Origin of the sequence: Paenibacillus sp. FSL L8-0638 (assembly GCF_038593075.1) — a bacterium.
GTDB classification, from domain to species: domain Bacteria; phylum Bacillota; class Bacilli; order Paenibacillales; family Paenibacillaceae; genus Paenibacillus; species Paenibacillus polymyxa_D.
In genome coordinates this window covers 5,510,264-5,525,149 of record NZ_CP151960.1, presented here as the reverse complement: position 1 = coordinate 5,525,149, position 14,886 = coordinate 5,510,264, and the positions used below count along the sequence as shown (strand labels likewise).

Annotated in this window: 17 protein-coding genes; 13 read left to right on the top strand and 4 right to left on the bottom strand. The window is 45.6% G+C overall.

Features of this window, described 5'->3' with window-relative positions:
• The first annotated feature begins 43 nt into the window (after positions 1 to 43).
• The 12 genes from MKY35_RS24655 to MKY35_RS24600 all read left to right on the top strand — a co-directional run bounded on the left by MKY35_RS24655 (position 44) and on the right by MKY35_RS24600 (position 11,745).
• The gene (locus tag MKY35_RS24655) at positions 44 to 1,507 is read left to right on the top strand and encodes a hypothetical protein (RefSeq protein ID WP_342445066.1); all 1,464 of its coding nucleotides are present in this window, start codon (positions 44 to 46) and stop codon (positions 1,505 to 1,507) included.
• A 39-nt stretch (positions 1,508 to 1,546) separates the two neighbouring features.
• Complete coding sequence (locus MKY35_RS24650; protein WP_340886712.1) at positions 1,547 to 1,843, top strand: WXG100 family type VII secretion target; 297 nt, start codon at positions 1,547 to 1,549, stop codon at positions 1,841 to 1,843.
• 32 nt (positions 1,844 to 1,875) lie between these two features.
• On the top strand, positions 1,876 to 2,187 hold the full coding sequence (locus MKY35_RS24645) for a hypothetical protein (protein ID WP_250269812.1): 312 nt from the start codon (positions 1,876 to 1,878) through the stop codon (positions 2,185 to 2,187).
• A 402-nt stretch (positions 2,188 to 2,589) separates the two neighbouring features.
• A complete protein-coding gene (locus MKY35_RS24640) occupies positions 2,590 to 2,934 on the top strand; it encodes a hypothetical protein (RefSeq protein ID WP_029518631.1) in 345 nt (114 codons plus the stop codon).
• Between the two features lie 174 nt (positions 2,935 to 3,108).
• Complete coding sequence (locus tag MKY35_RS24635) at positions 3,109 to 4,182, top strand: ABC transporter substrate-binding protein (RefSeq protein WP_029518630.1); 1,074 nt, start codon at positions 3,109 to 3,111, stop codon at positions 4,180 to 4,182.
• The gene (locus MKY35_RS24630) at positions 4,182 to 5,111 is read left to right on the top strand and encodes a nucleoside hydrolase (protein WP_342445065.1); all 930 of its coding nucleotides are present in this window, start codon (positions 4,182 to 4,184) and stop codon (positions 5,109 to 5,111) included. The genes MKY35_RS24635 and MKY35_RS24630 overlap by 1 nt, the downstream gene beginning before the upstream one ends.
• 27 nt (positions 5,112 to 5,138) lie before the next feature.
• Complete coding sequence (locus tag MKY35_RS24625) at positions 5,139 to 5,960, top strand: ABC transporter permease (protein WP_013312457.1); 822 nt, start codon at positions 5,139 to 5,141, stop codon at positions 5,958 to 5,960.
• Positions 5,961 to 5,966: 6 nt separating this feature from the next.
• Positions 5,967 to 6,755, top strand: coding sequence for an ABC transporter permease (locus MKY35_RS24620; protein WP_013312456.1), 789 nt, complete (start codon positions 5,967 to 5,969; stop codon positions 6,753 to 6,755).
• A gap of 16 nt (positions 6,756 to 6,771) precedes the next feature.
• On the top strand, positions 6,772 to 7,830 hold the full coding sequence (locus MKY35_RS24615) for an ABC transporter ATP-binding protein (RefSeq protein ID WP_342445064.1): 1,059 nt from the start codon (positions 6,772 to 6,774) through the stop codon (positions 7,828 to 7,830).
• A gap of 28 nt (positions 7,831 to 7,858) precedes the next feature.
• Positions 7,859 to 9,586 carry an adenine deaminase C-terminal domain-containing protein gene (locus tag MKY35_RS24610; protein WP_342445063.1) on the top strand — a complete coding sequence of 576 codons (1,728 nt, stop codon included), beginning with the start codon at positions 7,859 to 7,861 and terminating at the stop codon, positions 9,584 to 9,586.
• A 368-nt stretch (positions 9,587 to 9,954) separates the two neighbouring features.
• On the top strand, positions 9,955 to 10,431 hold the full coding sequence (locus MKY35_RS24605) for a Dps family protein (RefSeq protein ID WP_342445062.1): 477 nt from the start codon (positions 9,955 to 9,957) through the stop codon (positions 10,429 to 10,431).
• Positions 10,432 to 10,581: 150 nt separating this feature from the next.
• Positions 10,582 to 11,745 carry a nitric oxide synthase oxygenase gene (locus MKY35_RS24600; protein WP_342445061.1) on the top strand — a complete coding sequence of 388 codons (1,164 nt, stop codon included), beginning with the start codon at positions 10,582 to 10,584 and terminating at the stop codon, positions 11,743 to 11,745.
• Between the two features lie 25 nt (positions 11,746 to 11,770).
• Here the strand turns inward: MKY35_RS24600 and MKY35_RS24595 are convergent, their stop codons facing one another.
• A complete protein-coding gene (locus MKY35_RS24595) occupies positions 11,771 to 11,932 on the bottom strand; it encodes a hypothetical protein (protein WP_176715742.1) in 162 nt (53 codons plus the stop codon).
• Between the two features lie 120 nt (positions 11,933 to 12,052).
• Between MKY35_RS24595 and MKY35_RS24590 the strand changes: the two genes are divergently transcribed.
• Complete coding sequence (locus MKY35_RS24590; protein ID WP_029518623.1) at positions 12,053 to 12,511, top strand: hypothetical protein; 459 nt, start codon at positions 12,053 to 12,055, stop codon at positions 12,509 to 12,511.
• 69 nt (positions 12,512 to 12,580) lie between these two features.
• Here MKY35_RS24590 and MKY35_RS24585 read toward each other — a convergent pair whose 3' ends face one another.
• The 3 genes from MKY35_RS24585 to MKY35_RS24575 form a co-directional block, all read right to left on the bottom strand.
• Positions 12,581 to 13,018 (bottom strand): AbrB/MazE/SpoVT family DNA-binding domain-containing protein, encoded by a 438-nt coding sequence (locus MKY35_RS24585; RefSeq protein ID WP_029518622.1) that lies wholly within the window; start codon positions 13,016 to 13,018, stop codon positions 12,581 to 12,583.
• Positions 13,019 to 13,205: 187 nt separating this feature from the next.
• On the bottom strand, positions 13,206 to 13,925 hold the full coding sequence (locus MKY35_RS24580) for a 3-ketoacyl-ACP reductase (protein WP_039271709.1): 720 nt from the start codon (positions 13,923 to 13,925) through the stop codon (positions 13,206 to 13,208).
• Between the two features lie 119 nt (positions 13,926 to 14,044).
• A complete protein-coding gene (locus MKY35_RS24575) occupies positions 14,045 to 14,884 on the bottom strand; it encodes a DUF4097 family beta strand repeat-containing protein (RefSeq protein ID WP_342445060.1) in 840 nt (279 codons plus the stop codon).
• Positions 14,885 to 14,886: the final 2 nt, after the last annotated feature.

The following is a 14,886-nucleotide window of genomic DNA, read 5'->3' as shown; positions in this document are numbered from 1 at the left end:
TAACTTTATAATATCTCAGCTATTTAGACAAGGTGGGGAAAAATTGAATTACGTTAAAGATGAAACTTACTGGATCATATCGAATGAAGCTTACGAATTGAATATTGATCCAAAGACTTATAGAAATAATAACATTCCTGGTTGGAGGGTTGCTGATTTAGACGAGAAACTATTACATGACACGAACGGTTCTGGATTTGATGCGACCGTTTTTCACAATGAGAATACCAATCAGGTGATTATAGGATATAGGGGAACTGAACCAGGGGGAAGACCAATATGGAGTAGAGCGATGGACATAGGAACGGACATTAGCGATGTTGTGGGCGGACGAGCGAAAAATTTAAATCAAGTTCACGATTATTATGTAAATAATCAAGAAGAAATAAAAAATTCCCCCCCACAGGTACAAAGTTCATTTCATCAGTATGAGGCCCAGTATCAGGATAATCAATTTACAAAAGCTCAAACACTGTACGACGAAGTGAAGAAGAAGTACCCCGCTGCCGAAATATCTACGACAGGTCATTCTTTAGGCGGTGCAGAAGCAGAATATGTTGCAGTGAAGAATGGTTTATCATCTGTGAGTTTTGCTGCTCCGAGCATTGTACATTTATTGCCTGAAGATCTTCAAAAGAGGGTAAAAGCAGGAGAATTCAAGAAGACTAATGTGGCTTTTGCCCATCCCGGAGATAGCGTTGGTGGGGGAGCCACTAAGGCTAACCAACATGTGGGGGAAACGTATCATATTGGGAGTGATTATAAGACTGCCAATGTAGCCAAGTTTACTATTCCTGTTTCAATTCCCTTGGAAAGAAAAACCGAATTGGAAAGACTTTTTCTTGGACCCAAGTGGACTCCTATTGTTTATGTTCCGATTACATTGCCTATGATGCAGCAAGATGCATTCACCAAATTCTATAATTCTGTATTAGGTGGAGAGAACACTCATAGCATGGGAAACTTTACGTTTGATAAAAACGGCAATATCAGCAATCCGCTGTACACCATGGACGGACAATTGGTAGAAGGCAATCCACGGGTGCAGGCATACGAGCAGATGCTGGCCGCGCGAGCAGAGCTCAAGGAAGTCATGGGCGATCTGATTGAACGCTATGGTGGACAAATGGGGGCCTTCGGGCAGTTTGCTGCTACTGCACTGGGTGTGAATTTGATGGGAGCAGGACAACAAGATGGTCGCACTAATGGTGGGGCATATTTTGTGGGCAACAAAAATGGAGGCACAATTCAATTAACACCTGAGGAGCTAAAGCATGCGGCTAATCAGATGCGTTCTAGCTTGCATGGATTTTCCAGTGACACCCGTGCGTCCATTCAGTTATTTCAGGCTCATATCGGGACAAGTGAAAGTCAGTCTTTGACCCCGCTTGCGCATAGTGCTACGGCGACACTGGATCGGATTAATCGCTGGTATCAGGAATCGATTACAGAGATAGCAGAGTACATCGATCGCAAGGGCCAGGAATTTACGATGGTGGATCAATAAGAAAGAGCAGCTGGAAGAACACAACGGGAGGCGAAAGAGATGAGCAGAATATCTTTGAGCCTGGGGGATCTGCGTAGGGCTGTTCAGCAATGCGAGCAGCTAAAGCAAAGACTTCAGCATCAGGAGCAGCAGATGAAAAATATATATGGTAGGCTGCATGAATGGCGAGGAGAATCAGCTGCTGAATTAACACGTAAAATGGAGACGTTTCTCCAAGGTACAACTGTACGAATACAGGAATTGGACGATCATAAAGAGCAGTTGAAACGTTATATTCGCAAAATGGAAGAAGCTGATCGGCGTGAGGAGAGACGTAAACGGGCTGCACAATGGTGATACAGGCGGACTGCAATAGTTAGGAGAACATCATGAAAGATCAAAATGCATTTGTCATTTTACTTATATTGAATATCGTTTATGGCTTAACGTTATTTGCCTATCCGGCCATGCTGATGGTGGTCGTATTTTCTTTCGATGCACCAACAGCTGGAGATTATCTTAGCAGTTATATTTTTGCCTATGTCATAATGAGCTACCCGATAGGAATATTCATATCATGGAGCTGTTGGTATTTTTATCATCGTTATGCTTTTAAGAAGGCATATATTATTGCTAACTTTATGCTGCTGTGGCCGGCTACTCTTGTAGTGTCCTCGTGGATTCAATCGGCTTTTTCTTGAAGGGGTTCTCATCTGGCCAGTCAGCTACATAACATAAAAAACCGTACAATCGCTAGGGGACTCCCGCGGGGTACGGTTAAATGCATTTAAGTAAAAACTACATATATAGTAGAAGGAAAAAAATTTCCTCTGGAATGACGACGATAAAACTTTTGGCCAGAGATTTACCGGAGTCTACTTTAAAATTACCCTGTGGGCGAATATAGCAGCGTTCGGAAGCTTGAGGATGAGTTAAAAAAGGTGTAAAAATGTTGAAAAGCTACAAAGTTCGACATATTGTTCGCTTTTTCGCATCATATGTGTTTGGATTAGGGATTTTTGTTTGCTATTTATCGTATATTTATGTATAATCTATCGTGTTGAAAGATTGATTGTACGTAATATGCTGATGAGGGTGGGTTCATGACGCTGCTCGACAGTAACGAAAGCAAGAAGCGGATGTGCCAGATTTACAATGAAGTTTCAAAGGAACTGTTCGGCTTCGGGACCACGCTGCTGCGGGCCACCGTTGAGAACAACATTGTTACCTTTGTGGCGAAGCACCGGCGTTCTCCACGCTCGGCAGCATTGGAAGTGGAAGCCCCCGGCTTGAAGCTGGAAGTGGATTTCCGAATGTCCATGCTGTACAAGAAGAGACTTCGCGAGAAGCTGATTGAGGATATGGAGCTCGATATAGATGCTTTACTGCGTGATTATGATTCAGCAACGCAGTGGGCTATTACGAACATCATTCTGAAGGAATCCTAATAAAATTGGATATTCGGCTTTTCGCTTCGGATCTATCTGAGGGGAGAACCTGTTATAACGCGCAGCGGGATCAACTTATTCTTTGTTTACGAAGAAAAGTATTCTTGTTTTACAAGAGTACTTTTCTTTTTTGTGTCATAAGGTGTGCATAATAAAAAATAGGGGGAGTTTCATATGAAAAAATGGTTTAAAGGGTTTATGGCTGTGACCTTGGCATCCGTGGTACTGGCAGGTTGCGGCAGTAATGCTACTGGCGGTCAGACAGATGGAAAAGATGGTTCAGCTGATGGGAAAAAGAAACTAGTTATTTCCACATGGGGCTTTTCCGAGGACTTTTTTAACAAAGAAGTGTACGAGCCTTTTGAAAAAGAACATAACGTTGACATCGTGGTCGAAATTGGAAATAATGCGGAACGGTTGAACAAAATCAGTCAAGGCAGCACAGATGTCGATCTGATTTATCTGTCTGATTATTATGCTCAACAAGGAATTCAACAGGGATTGTTTGAGAAGCTGGATCGTAGCAAGGTGCCGAACCTGAACCAAATTTATGATATTGCCAAAGCACCGCTGGGTGAGGAGTATGGTCCTGCTTATACGGTTGGGCGTCTCGGTATTGCCTATAATCCGGAGCTGGTGAAAAAGAATGTGACCTCTTGGGCTGACCTGTGGGGAACTGAGTTCAAAGGAAACGTGACTTTGCCGAATATTACGGCGACTGCGGGACCGATGATGGTAGATGCAGCCTCCAAGGTAGCGGGTAGTAAGGAGTTTAATGAAGACCAAGCCTTCGGAAAACTGAAAGAGCTGAGTCCGAATATCGTTAAGTTTTATAGCAAAACGTCCGAGTTCGTGAACATGTTTAGTCAACAAGAAATTGCGGGCGGTCCGATCATGGAAATGTACTTCAAAGATTTGCAGGCGGCTGTGCCAGGGGCGAAATTTGTAGCTCCTAGTGAAGGTGCTTACGCAGTAATGAACACAATTAATGTAGTGAAAGGCTCCGACCAGAAGGAACTGGCTGAGGAATTTATCAACTGGCAGCTGAGTAAGGAAGTTCAAGAAAAGTCTGCCAAGGCGAAGGTTGATTCCCCGGTGAATACGCAGGTGGTACTGTCCGGTGCGGATACAGAGGGAATTACGTACGGTACAGAGGTAGTGAACAAGCTGACCAAGCTGGATATGAAGTTCGTTAACGATCATATCAAGGCATGGACAGATCGCTGGAACCGGGAAGTTGCACAATAATGAAAAAGGTCATATTAGATGTAGATACGGGCATTGATGATGCGTTGGGTATTTTACTAGCCGCCAAAAGTGGTCAGCTGGATATTCAAGCGATTACTACGGTATGCGGTAATGTTTCACTTAAACAAGCAACATTGAACACATGCAAAATCCTCGACCTTTTGGATAGACCGGATATTCCGGTTTATCGGGGGGCGGAGGCTCCCTTAATACGTAAAGGCCTGCACGAGCATCGTGTCCATGGAGAAGACGGCATTGGAGGCGCACTGAGTGGAGTAATCCCAGCTATGTCTGCGTCCGAAGGCTTTGCACCAGATATCATCATCGATACCGTGATGGCTCACCGGGGGGAAGTGACGCTCATTTGCACCGGGCCGCTCACCAATTTGGCACTGGCGCTGCTGAAGTGTCCCGAACTGACGGATCACGTCGATGAGGTCATTTTTATGGGCGGTGTTATTCACGGGTGCGGCAATATTACACCTGTAGCGGAGTACAACATGTATGCTGACCCTGAAGCCGCACGTATCGTATTTCATGCAGGATTTGGTCGGTTGATACAGGTGGGACTGGATGTAACACGGAAGGCTCTGCTGACTGCCGATCATATTGCTCGTCTGTCCCATCCTTCAATTCGTAATTATGTAGCTCAAAGCACGGCCGTTTATACCAAGCGTTATGAAGAACGCAACGGGGTAAAAGCCTGTGCGCTTCATGACCCGCTTGCCGTGGGTGTCGCATTGAATTCGAGGTTAGTAGATACCTCGTCGTTGTATGTCGACGTGGAAACCTCCAGTCGTATATGTGACGGACAAACGGTGGGCGATGTGCAGAACCGCCTCAATCATAGCCCCAATATGAATGTATGCGAACAGGTGGACAGCGAAGCTTTTCTGGAGCTGTTTATCCAGGTGCTGAATAAGGAATAACATTTTGATAACCGCAAGGAGCTACCCATGAAGAAAACATACTTGTATTGGCTGCTGCTGCCAGGTCTGCTCTTTCTGGCGGTGTTCATGGTCATTCCGATTGTGTTGACGATCGGTTCGACCTTCGTACAGAACAGCTCATTCACCCTAGAAGGCTATCTCCATTTCTTCAAGGACCCTTACTTTCTGAAAATATTGCTGACTACGCTGGAAGTCAGTGTCGTAACGACACTCGTGTGCGTATTACTCGGCTTCCCGACGGCTTATTATATTTCGCAAAAGGCCCCGCGTCGTAAAGGGATTTTGTTAGCGCTGGCTATCTTCCCCTTGTTGACGAGTCCGGTGGTGCGGTCATTCAGCTGGATGGTCATTCTGGGTCGCAAGGGACTGTTAAATAACGTGCTCATCGGTTTGGGACTTGTAGATGAGCCGCTGAATATTTTGTATACTCCGGCAGCGATGATTATTGGTCTGGTTCATTTGTTTTTACCGCTGATGATTATTTCACTGATTGGTGTACTCGAAAATATCGACGGTGATCTTGTTCATGCTGCTCAGAGCCTCGGGGCCTCCAGATTCAGCGCATTTCGTAAAATCGTATTTCCGCTGTCTGTGCCGGGCCTGATCATTGGAAGCATTCTCGTTTTCGTGGGCAGCCTGACTGCATATACGACACCAGCACTACTTGGAGGAAAACAGCGGGTTATCGCTACATTTTTGTATCAGAACGCGATGACGCTAAACGACTGGTTTTTAGCTTCTGTTATTGCAACAATTATGATTGTTATTACATTTATCGTGGTCGGTCTCTTAAATAAGGCGGCCCATAAACTCAATCCGAAGGGGTAGGTGGATATGCGGGAGAAACATTACGGACTAGGCTTCTTTAGCCTGCTGGTCTTCATCTTTCTGCTCGGTCCGCTGTTGATCATATCGGTCACTTCTTTCGAGCCGGGCACGGTATTAAAATTTCCTCCGCAGGGCTTTTCTTTGCGCTGGTATGAAAATATTTTTGAAGTGGATTTGTTTATGTCCACGTTCAAAACGTCCATTGTCGTCTCTCTGCTAGGCAACATCTTGGCACTGCTGATCGGTATGCCTGCCGCCTATGCGCTTAGTCGTTTTTCGTTTCGTGGGAAGGATGCGCTGAATGCTTTATTCCTTTCTCCGTTGCTCATACCGGGTATCGTTCTTGGTTTTACACTGCTGCGCTATTTGATCATAGTTTACCATTTACCAGTATATGCTGGACTATTGATCGGACATACGGTGATTATGTTGCCGTTCATTATTAGAGTCATTGCATCCAGTTTGTCTAACTTTGATTTTGCGATTGAGGAAGCAGCGCTTAGTTTGGGGGCTGGACGGCTGGAAACCTTTTTCAAAGTGGTTCTGCCCAACATCCGCTCAGGTATTATTGCGGCTATCCTGATTGCCTTTCTGGAATCATTCAACAATGTCGACATTTCCGTCTTTATGACAGGACCGGGCTTCAGCACCCTGCCCATTCAAATGCTGACTTACGTCGAAAATTATTTTGACCCGACGATTGCGGCGATTTCGGTTATGCTGATGATTTTAACCGGTATCCTGATGTTCTTGATTGAACGACTGATGGGATTGTCTTACTTCACTAAAAGGTAATGGAGGCTTCAACCTTATGGCACTGCTTACTCTGGATCGCGTATCGGTCGCTTATGACAACCAACTGATCTTGCAGGATTTCGATTTGCAGCTCGAACGGGGGCAATTGCTCTCGTTGCTCGGACCGAGTGGTTGTGGCAAAACGACCACACTTCGTCTCATTGCAGGATTTCTCGAAGCTAAACAAGGAACATTTTTGTTTGGCGATAAGGATTATACTCGGGTTCCGGTGAATAAACGGAACTTCGGCTTTGTATTTCAAAGTTATGCACTCTTCCCGCATTTGTCTGTTTTTGATAATGTTGCCTTTGGTTTGCGGTTACGCAAAGTAAAGGAAGATGATGTAAAGCGCCGCGTTATGAAGATGCTGGATACGGTTAGCCTGGGGGGATTTGAAAAACGTTTCCCCGGTGAATTATCAGGCGGACAGCGTCAACGTGTTGCGATTGCGCGAGCGCTTGTGATTGAACCCGATCTGCTATTGTTTGATGAACCTCTGAGTAACTTGGATGCTAACCTGCGTGTAAATATGCGAGTGGAAATCCGCCGTATTCAACAGGAACTGGGCATCACTACCGTGTATGTATCGCATGATCAGGAGGAATGTTTTTCAATTTCTGACCAGGTTGCGATTATGAATAAGGGGAACATCGAACAATTAGATGCTCCATCGACCATTTTTAAATATCCGACGACCGAATTTGTTGCCCGTTTTATTGGGTTTAATAATTTTCTAAGCTTTGACGAGCGTACTGAAGAAGGAGATCGCATTCGACTGAATACAGGCGATCTTTCGTTCGGCGTAGCGCGTAATCAGGGTACGGCCCAGCCGGGTGCTCGTCAGGGCGCTATTCGCCCGGATGATTTGGTCATTCGAACAGAAGGCAACGAGACAGGAGAAAATGAGCTCCCCGGTATTATTAAGGTAAGTACTTACCTGGGGCGTAGCTATCAGTATGTGGTAGAAACGGCGAAAGGCAACTTTACGGCTAATCAGGAAATGGATACGCCCTACCTGAGTGGTCAGCGGGTTACCCTGCATTTTCCGGCAGATAAAATGGTGCTGGTCCAATAATCAGCGGGTTCGATGAAGGAGATACATCATGCGTGCAGACAAAATGATTTTACAAGTTAAGGTGTATAACAGTTACTACAAGACGTTCGAAGAAGGTAATGTAGCTATACTTGATGGCAAGTTTATGTATATCGGTCAGCGTGGTCTGGAGTCTTTCGAGGCTGCTGAAATTGTCGAAGGGCACGGGAAATATATGATTCCCGGCCTGATCGACATCCATTTGCATATCGAAAGCACAATGGTGACACCGGCAACCTTTTCCTATGGACTGATTCGCAATGGGATAACGACGATTGTACCAGAACCGCACGAAATGGCGAATGTTTTCGGATTGGAAGGCATTCAGGAAATGATGGAAGCCAGCAAGGATTGCGTGGCTGATATGTTCTACGGCATCCCAAGCTCTGTCCCGGCAACGCCGCTCGAAACCTCAGGAGGCGAGATCGGTATTCCCGAAATTGATGCGCTGCTGCAAACGGGTGAAATGATCTGCCTGGGTGAAATTATGAACTATGTGGATGTCATTCGTGATCCGGAGAGCAAAACGAATCGCATCTTACGCCATGTTCGTGAGCACTACCCGGAGCTGATCATTGAAGGTCATACGCCACAGTTGCTTGATCTGGACCTGCATCAGTTGATCTATGCGGGGATAGGCTCAGACCATACTCACCAAAGTATTGAAGGTATGAAGGCGCGGATGGCTGCCGGGATGTTTATTGAAATCCAGGAAAAATCCATGACCCCTGAAGTGATGGACTATCTTATTCAGGAAGATGTGGCACAACATTTTTGCTTCGTAACGGATGATGTGATGCCAGACTCTTTCGTAGAGCGAGGGCATCTAAACCATATTGTAAGTAAAGCAATCGGAATGGGCATGAAGCCTGAGGATGCCATTTATGCAGCTACGTTTACTCCTGCTGCACGGATGCGAATGCATGACCGCGGAACCATTGCACCGGGGAAAATAGCTGACTTTGTACTGCTGTCGGATCTTGGTCAATTTGATGTGGAGCAAGTCTATAAGGACGGACTCAAGGTATTCGATAAGTTCGAGGAATACCATCAAGCACCAATAAAATGCCGCTTCCCCGCCCACTTTTATCAAAGTGTGAAGCTCAATCCGCTCACGGAGCAGGATTTTACTGTAAAGATGGATGTAGCTGATGGCACACATCAATGCCGTGTTATGATGGTCAAAGATGGCTCTACTTTTACAAGTGAACGGATTGCACCTGCACAAGTAGAGCAGGGGGAACTGGTATGGGAACATGGTGAACATGGACTGATTGCTACGTTTGAGAGGTATGGAAAGAATGGCAACCGTGCTTACGGTTTGATCGGGGGAGATACGATTAAACGTGGGGCAGTGGCAACCACCTATTCGCACGATAACCATAACTTGCTGGTCGTAGGGCATAACAAGCAAGATATGATACTGGCCGCGAATACGGTTCTTGCCAGCCAAGGCGGTTTTTGCGTAGTTGAAAATGGCAAGGTGCTGTCCCATTTGCCTTTAACCGTAGGCGGGATCTTAACAGAAGGACCGCTGGAAATGGTTGCGGCGCATGTGAAGGAGCTGCGTTCAGCCTTGCTGTCGCTGGGCTACCGCCATTACAATCCAATCATGTCGCTGAGCACGCATTCTTTGCCGGTCAGCCCGGCCTTGAAAATTACCGATCACGGCCTGATTGATGTAAATGCTGGCAAGGTTGTACCTTTAATCGTGGAAACTTCAGAAATGCAAGAATAATAAAAGAGCCGACCCTCTTATGGGCCGGCTCTTTTTTGATGCTTTAGCAGACAAAGTTAACATCTTCTATCCTCCTATTGATGTAACCTATGTATAAAAGATAAACAAGTCTTGATTTTTCTGGGTATCCGATTGCATGTAGAGTTTGCTTTACAATTAGTTCATGTAATCTTCATGATTAAAATCGAATAAGGACTTGAAAAACATCGTCACAGTGTTATAATTAAAACAGGATTTAGATTAAGTCTAAATTAATTGATTAAGATTTATTGGATTGACGCATGGAATTTTGAAGAAAATCAGACACTACTGCTAACGAGCATCCAAGCTTTACACCAACTATATTTGAACGAGAGGGGATTTTAAACATGAGTACATTAAATCATACGAACGCACCTACACAAGAGGCTATTCAAGAATTGCACAAGGCATTGAATCGTCAGGTAGCTACCTGGTCTGTATTGTACACGAAACTGCATTATTTCCACTGGTATGTGAAAGGACCTAAATTCTTCACACTGCATGCTAAATTTGAAGAACTTTACAATGAAGCAACAGCTAATCTAGATACGATTGCTGAACGATTGTTGGCTATTGGTGGCCGTCCGGCTGCGACCTTGAAGGAGCATTTGCAACTTTCAGCTATTCAGGAGTCCGCAGGTGAGCAGACAGCTGAGGATATGGTGAAGTCCGTTGTTGCTGATTTTAAAACCATCACTGTTGAGCTGGCTAATGGGATGGAAGCAGCGGAAGCGGCACAGGATAAAGCGACAGAGGATCTTCTTAACGGCTTAAGAGAAGCAATGGATAAACATATCTGGATGCTGAGAGCGTATTTGGGATAACCCATTGGTATAGACTTCCATGTATATGGAGATCAGGTGAACAAGACACACATCCCGTTGGTTCCACTCTGCCACTGGAGTATAATAACGAGAAGGCGTGGAAGACCACAGGCTCTAGAGTCATAGAGCTGCCGGGATGGGGTGTGTGTTATGGAAGTGAAACAACAGCTTTTGCATGAAGCGGAGCAGTTTATATATACATGTTATGAGGAGCTGGGCCGAAGCCGCGATGAAGCGGAGGCCCGGCTTCTTAATATTCGTCACGACATAGAGACTACGGGAACGTATGATCATACGTACGAAGAGCTGGAGCACGGGGCACTCATGGCTTGGCGCAATAGCAATCGTTGCATCGGTCGCTTATTTTGGGACAAGCTTTTGGTCAGGGATGCGCGGGGCGCGTCAGATGCAACGGAAGTGGTTCGCGAGCTCTTGGAGCATATACGCACAGGAACGAATGGCGGTAAAATTAAGCCAACGCTTACTGTATTCCGCGCCTCCAAGCCAGGGCAGCCGAATATCCGCATCTGGAACCATCAACTCATTCGTTACGCTGGATATGAAACCGATCAAGGGGTCATCGGGGACCCGATCTCGGTAGATTTTACCAATGCTTGTAAAGACATGGGCTGGCAAGGAGCGATGACCCCTTTTGATATATTGCCACTGGTTGTGGAAGCAGGCGGGCGGCCTCCCGAGCTATATGATATTCCTGAACATTTGGTAATGGAGGTGGCCATTGAGCATCCAGAAATCTCGAGTTTCGCTTCCTTGGGATTACGTTGGTATGCTGTGCCTATGATTTCGGACATGACGCTGGAGATTGGCGGTATCATCTATACAGCGGCTCCCTTTAACGGCTGGTATATGGAAACAGAAATCGGCGCCCGCAATTTTGCGGATACCTTCCGCTATAATATGTTGCCACAGGTGGCTAAGCTGATGGGGCTGGATACGACGAGTGAAACAACGCTTTGGCGTGATCGGGCGCTGGTGGAATTGAATATTGCTGTGCTGCATTCTTTCAAAAAGGCGGGAGTCAGCATTGTCGACCACCATACCGCAGCGGCACAATTCAAGCTGTTTGAGGAACGGGAAGCCAAGGCTGGGCGCGCACTGACAGGCAGTTGGACATGGCTGATTCCCCCGCTATCCCCGGCGACAACGCATATTTTTCATAATTCCTACGATAATCGGCTTGTGAAGCCGAATTTCGGAGTTCAAGAGAAGTCGTATATGTCGAGACAGGCTAATACAGCATCAGATACAGTGCTTCAGCAGAAACGCCAAGGCTGCCCTTTTCATTCCGGATAACGATGGGAATGACCTGATTGCTGGATTAGGACTCGAGCTTATCCCATGCAACGATAAATAGGGTAGCCAGTGGTCCTATTAATAGGGAGAGAAAAAACCAATTTAGCCCGCTCCGATTTTTGGATTGTGCCAAGCCGGCATTAATCAGGGCAAGTGTTCCCCAGCCTACATAATAATCTTCTGACATGGTATTCTCCTTTGTAAAAAGGTATAATATCGTACTGTGTATGGTATGAACACATCCATGATTTCATGAATTTAGAGTAAATATCACTTTATATATTCTGGTTTGAGGAGCGAAGCTAAGTTGGAAAGATATCAGGCAGAGCGCATTGTCGCTGAGCTTTTGGAACGGGCTGCTATAGGTGTGACAGTCAAGCTGGAGAAACGTTTTCCTGGTGGAAGGCTGATTGGGGGCAAATATGCTATGAATGCTCACGCCATTACCATGTATACGGACGTTATCGAAACACAGTGTTTACAGATGTTCGGCAGCATTGATCGAGTTGAGGAGTATTTTACAGTTGTGCTTGCACATGAGATTGGGCACGCCGCCGATACGGAATTAGTGGACCTCTCCGATGCGTTGGAGCAAGAGAGTGGGATAGGGACCCGGCAACGACTTGCGCTGCAAATTGAAGAAAACGCATGGAATTATGCGCTTGGGCTGGTGCCTGAAATAGATGCAACGTTTATTTCTGCCGTAATAGACGAGTCCTTGCTGGCCTATCGGGTCCCGATTATGGAGCAGTCTGACATTGCGTAACAAAGATGATCCGAGAGCCGTCAGGCTCTTTTTTTGTAGATGATAACAGAAGAGATTGGGTCGGATGATCTAAAGGAGTAGCTTTTTAAGCTGCGACACGCGTCCCTGGGATAGTTCGAGCATTTCAGCTAATTCTTTTTGAGATACATTAGGGTGCTCCTGCATGAGCTGTTTTAGTTTATTCAGGAGATCATTCTGATTTCTGTAACTCCTTCTTTTCTTGGGCTGGACAGGACGTGCTTCACTCAAATGACTAGAAGGATTATCGCTCTTCAGATTTTCAATACAACTTTTACATATCAGATGATCCCTGAAATAGCTCAAATGATCTACGGCACCACAAAAATAGCAAGAAACCCCCGTATACTTGCGAATCATCAGTCCCTCTGGGGTAATAAAAAAATCGAGGGCATCTCCAATATTAATATTCATAGAATTGCGCAGCTCCTTAGGCAGCACAATGCGGCCTAAATGGTCTAATGGCCGTGTCATTCCTGTGTTCTTCATCATTTTTCCCCTTTCCTGAAATGCGCTTATAGTTGTAGGAATTGTATGTATATATGCTGGAAGTACAAAGCGCTTATATTACAGTTTGTTTTGGTATAGCTATGCTGAAAAAAAAAGCTCCGGCATGACGAACAATTACGTCTGCCGGAGCATTGTACAGCCAATGAATCTAAGATGTCATGTCGAACTACTGTGGGTTGGTTGTCCAAATACCGGCTACTTTTAATTGAACTCGTGGAGGCAGTTTCAATGTGGCTAATGTCAGATCGGCCAAATCCTGCGGTTGAAGCATGCGATCCTCATCACCAATAGGTAATCCTGCGTTTGCCGCTAGTTCTGTATTGACAGTGCTTGGAGTCAGCGCGGTGACGCGAATGTTAGATTTGCGAACTTCCTGCATCAGTGCTTCTGTGAAGCCCATCAAAGCAAATTTGGATGCGCAATATGCCGAGCCTGTTGCAAAACCTCGTTCTCCTGCCGTCGAGGAAATATTAATAATGTTTCCGCTCTTTTGTGCCAGCATGCTTGGAAGCACAGCATGTGTGACATAATAGGTTCCCATCAGGTTTACGCGAATAATACGCTCCCACTCTTCGGGGTCCATCTCCGCGACTGTGCCAAAGGTAGCAATGCCTGCATTGTTAATCAAAATGTCGACAGCGCCTAGCTCATGTTCCAGTGAAGCTACAGCGGCAGCGGCCTGTGAGCGATCCGATATATCTGCAACAGCACTCACCACTTTCACACCGTATGTACTCCCCAGTGAATCCTGCAGCTTTTGCAGGTCAGTCAATGTGCGTGAAATTAATCCCAGGTTAACGCCTTCCTTAGCTAAAGTTTCGGCAATTGCTTTACCGATTCCTTTACTGGCTCCTGTAATAATAGCTGTTTTATTCTTAAGTTCCATCCAGTCTCCTCCTTATTAATCTATAATGTGGTTGTGCATCTGGGCACATGGTTACATTATACAAGGTTAAACTCATTGAACCAAACTTCGCCTCTGATGAGGCATTCATTTAGAGGTCTCTATTTGGAAATATAAATATCCCCTGAAGTGGTTTCGACCTTAATCACGTTCACACTACCGGGAACAGATTCGGGAGTATTGATACTCCCAGAGTCAGAGCGGACATTATAAACACCTTTAAAATCGGGAGCTTGCTTAATCTTCACGTCACCAGAATCAGCATTCACTTCCAAGTTGGCTACGGCACGTTGCGTAATATTTGTCTCCCCTGAGGTTAGGGAAATAAGGCCATTACCGCTATAATCGCGAATGGTAACATCACCTGAAGTAAGCTTTAACTCCATATCTGCTGCAAGCTGACTGGCTGTAAAATTGCCGGATGTTAAATTTGCGATCAGGTGGGTACTTTGGAGGTTTGTAATCTCGGCAGTGCCTGAAGTAGCGGTGATGGAAGTATTCTGCACGGAGGCATCCTGAAGTTTTACATTCCCTGAATGTGCATCTACCTGTAGGTCAGTTAGTGTTTCGCCAGAGGGCATCTCTACGGTAATCGTTTGATCCAAATCAGGAGTGATCGAAAAGAATGACAAGGAAGGGGCCGGCTCCGATTGAATGGTAAGCTTACCGTTCTCAATTTGGGCATTATGAATTTGGTCGGCGACTTTTGTCTGAACTTCTCCACTAATGCGTATCGTACCTTGGTCACCAGAGCCAGGAGTAAACAAAATAGAGACATCATCAGAACTGTCCACCTTCAGCTTCTGTAGCTGACCACGTGTAAACGTCCATTCTTTGTTAATCTTCATGACTTGTTGACTCCATGGGGCACCGTAGGCCACCATTCCGGCTACACCGATGACAATGCACAGACCTGCTGCAATAAACCACTTTTTATTCATGT

Excerpts from the sequence above, each read along its gene's own strand:
- MKY35_RS24650 (WP_340886712.1), top strand. The coding sequence starts at position 1,547 with ATGAGCAGAATATCTTTGAGCCTGGGGGATCTGCGTAGGGCTGTTCAG.
- MKY35_RS24645 (WP_250269812.1), top strand. The coding sequence starts at position 1,876 with ATGAAAGATCAAAATGCATTTGTCATTTTACTTATATTGAATATCGTT.
- MKY35_RS24640 (WP_029518631.1), top strand. The coding sequence starts at position 2,590 with ATGACGCTGCTCGACAGTAACGAAAGCAAGAAGCGGATGTGCCAGATT.
- MKY35_RS24635 (WP_029518630.1), top strand. The coding sequence starts at position 3,109 with ATGAAAAAATGGTTTAAAGGGTTTATGGCTGTGACCTTGGCATCCGTG.
- MKY35_RS24630 (WP_342445065.1), top strand. The coding sequence starts at position 4,182 with ATGAAAAAGGTCATATTAGATGTAGATACGGGCATTGATGATGCGTTG.
- MKY35_RS24625 (WP_013312457.1), top strand. The coding sequence starts at position 5,139 with ATGAAGAAAACATACTTGTATTGGCTGCTGCTGCCAGGTCTGCTCTTT.
- MKY35_RS24620 (WP_013312456.1), top strand. The coding sequence starts at position 5,967 with ATGCGGGAGAAACATTACGGACTAGGCTTCTTTAGCCTGCTGGTCTTC.
- MKY35_RS24615 (WP_342445064.1), top strand. The coding sequence starts at position 6,772 with ATGGCACTGCTTACTCTGGATCGCGTATCGGTCGCTTATGACAACCAA.
- MKY35_RS24610 (WP_342445063.1), top strand. The coding sequence starts at position 7,859 with ATGCGTGCAGACAAAATGATTTTACAAGTTAAGGTGTATAACAGTTAC.
- MKY35_RS24605 (WP_342445062.1), top strand. The coding sequence starts at position 9,955 with ATGAGTACATTAAATCATACGAACGCACCTACACAAGAGGCTATTCAA.
- MKY35_RS24600 (WP_342445061.1), top strand. The coding sequence starts at position 10,582 with ATGGAAGTGAAACAACAGCTTTTGCATGAAGCGGAGCAGTTTATATAT.
- MKY35_RS24595 (WP_176715742.1), bottom strand. The coding sequence starts at position 11,932 with ATGTCAGAAGATTATTATGTAGGCTGGGGAACACTTGCCCTGATTAAT.
- MKY35_RS24585 (WP_029518622.1), bottom strand. The coding sequence starts at position 13,018 with ATGAAGAACACAGGAATGACACGGCCATTAGACCATTTAGGCCGCATT.
- MKY35_RS24580 (WP_039271709.1), bottom strand. The coding sequence starts at position 13,925 with ATGGAACTTAAGAATAAAACAGCTATTATTACAGGAGCCAGTAAAGGA.
- MKY35_RS24575 (WP_342445060.1), bottom strand. The coding sequence starts at position 14,884 with ATGAATAAAAAGTGGTTTATTGCAGCAGGTCTGTGCATTGTCATCGGT.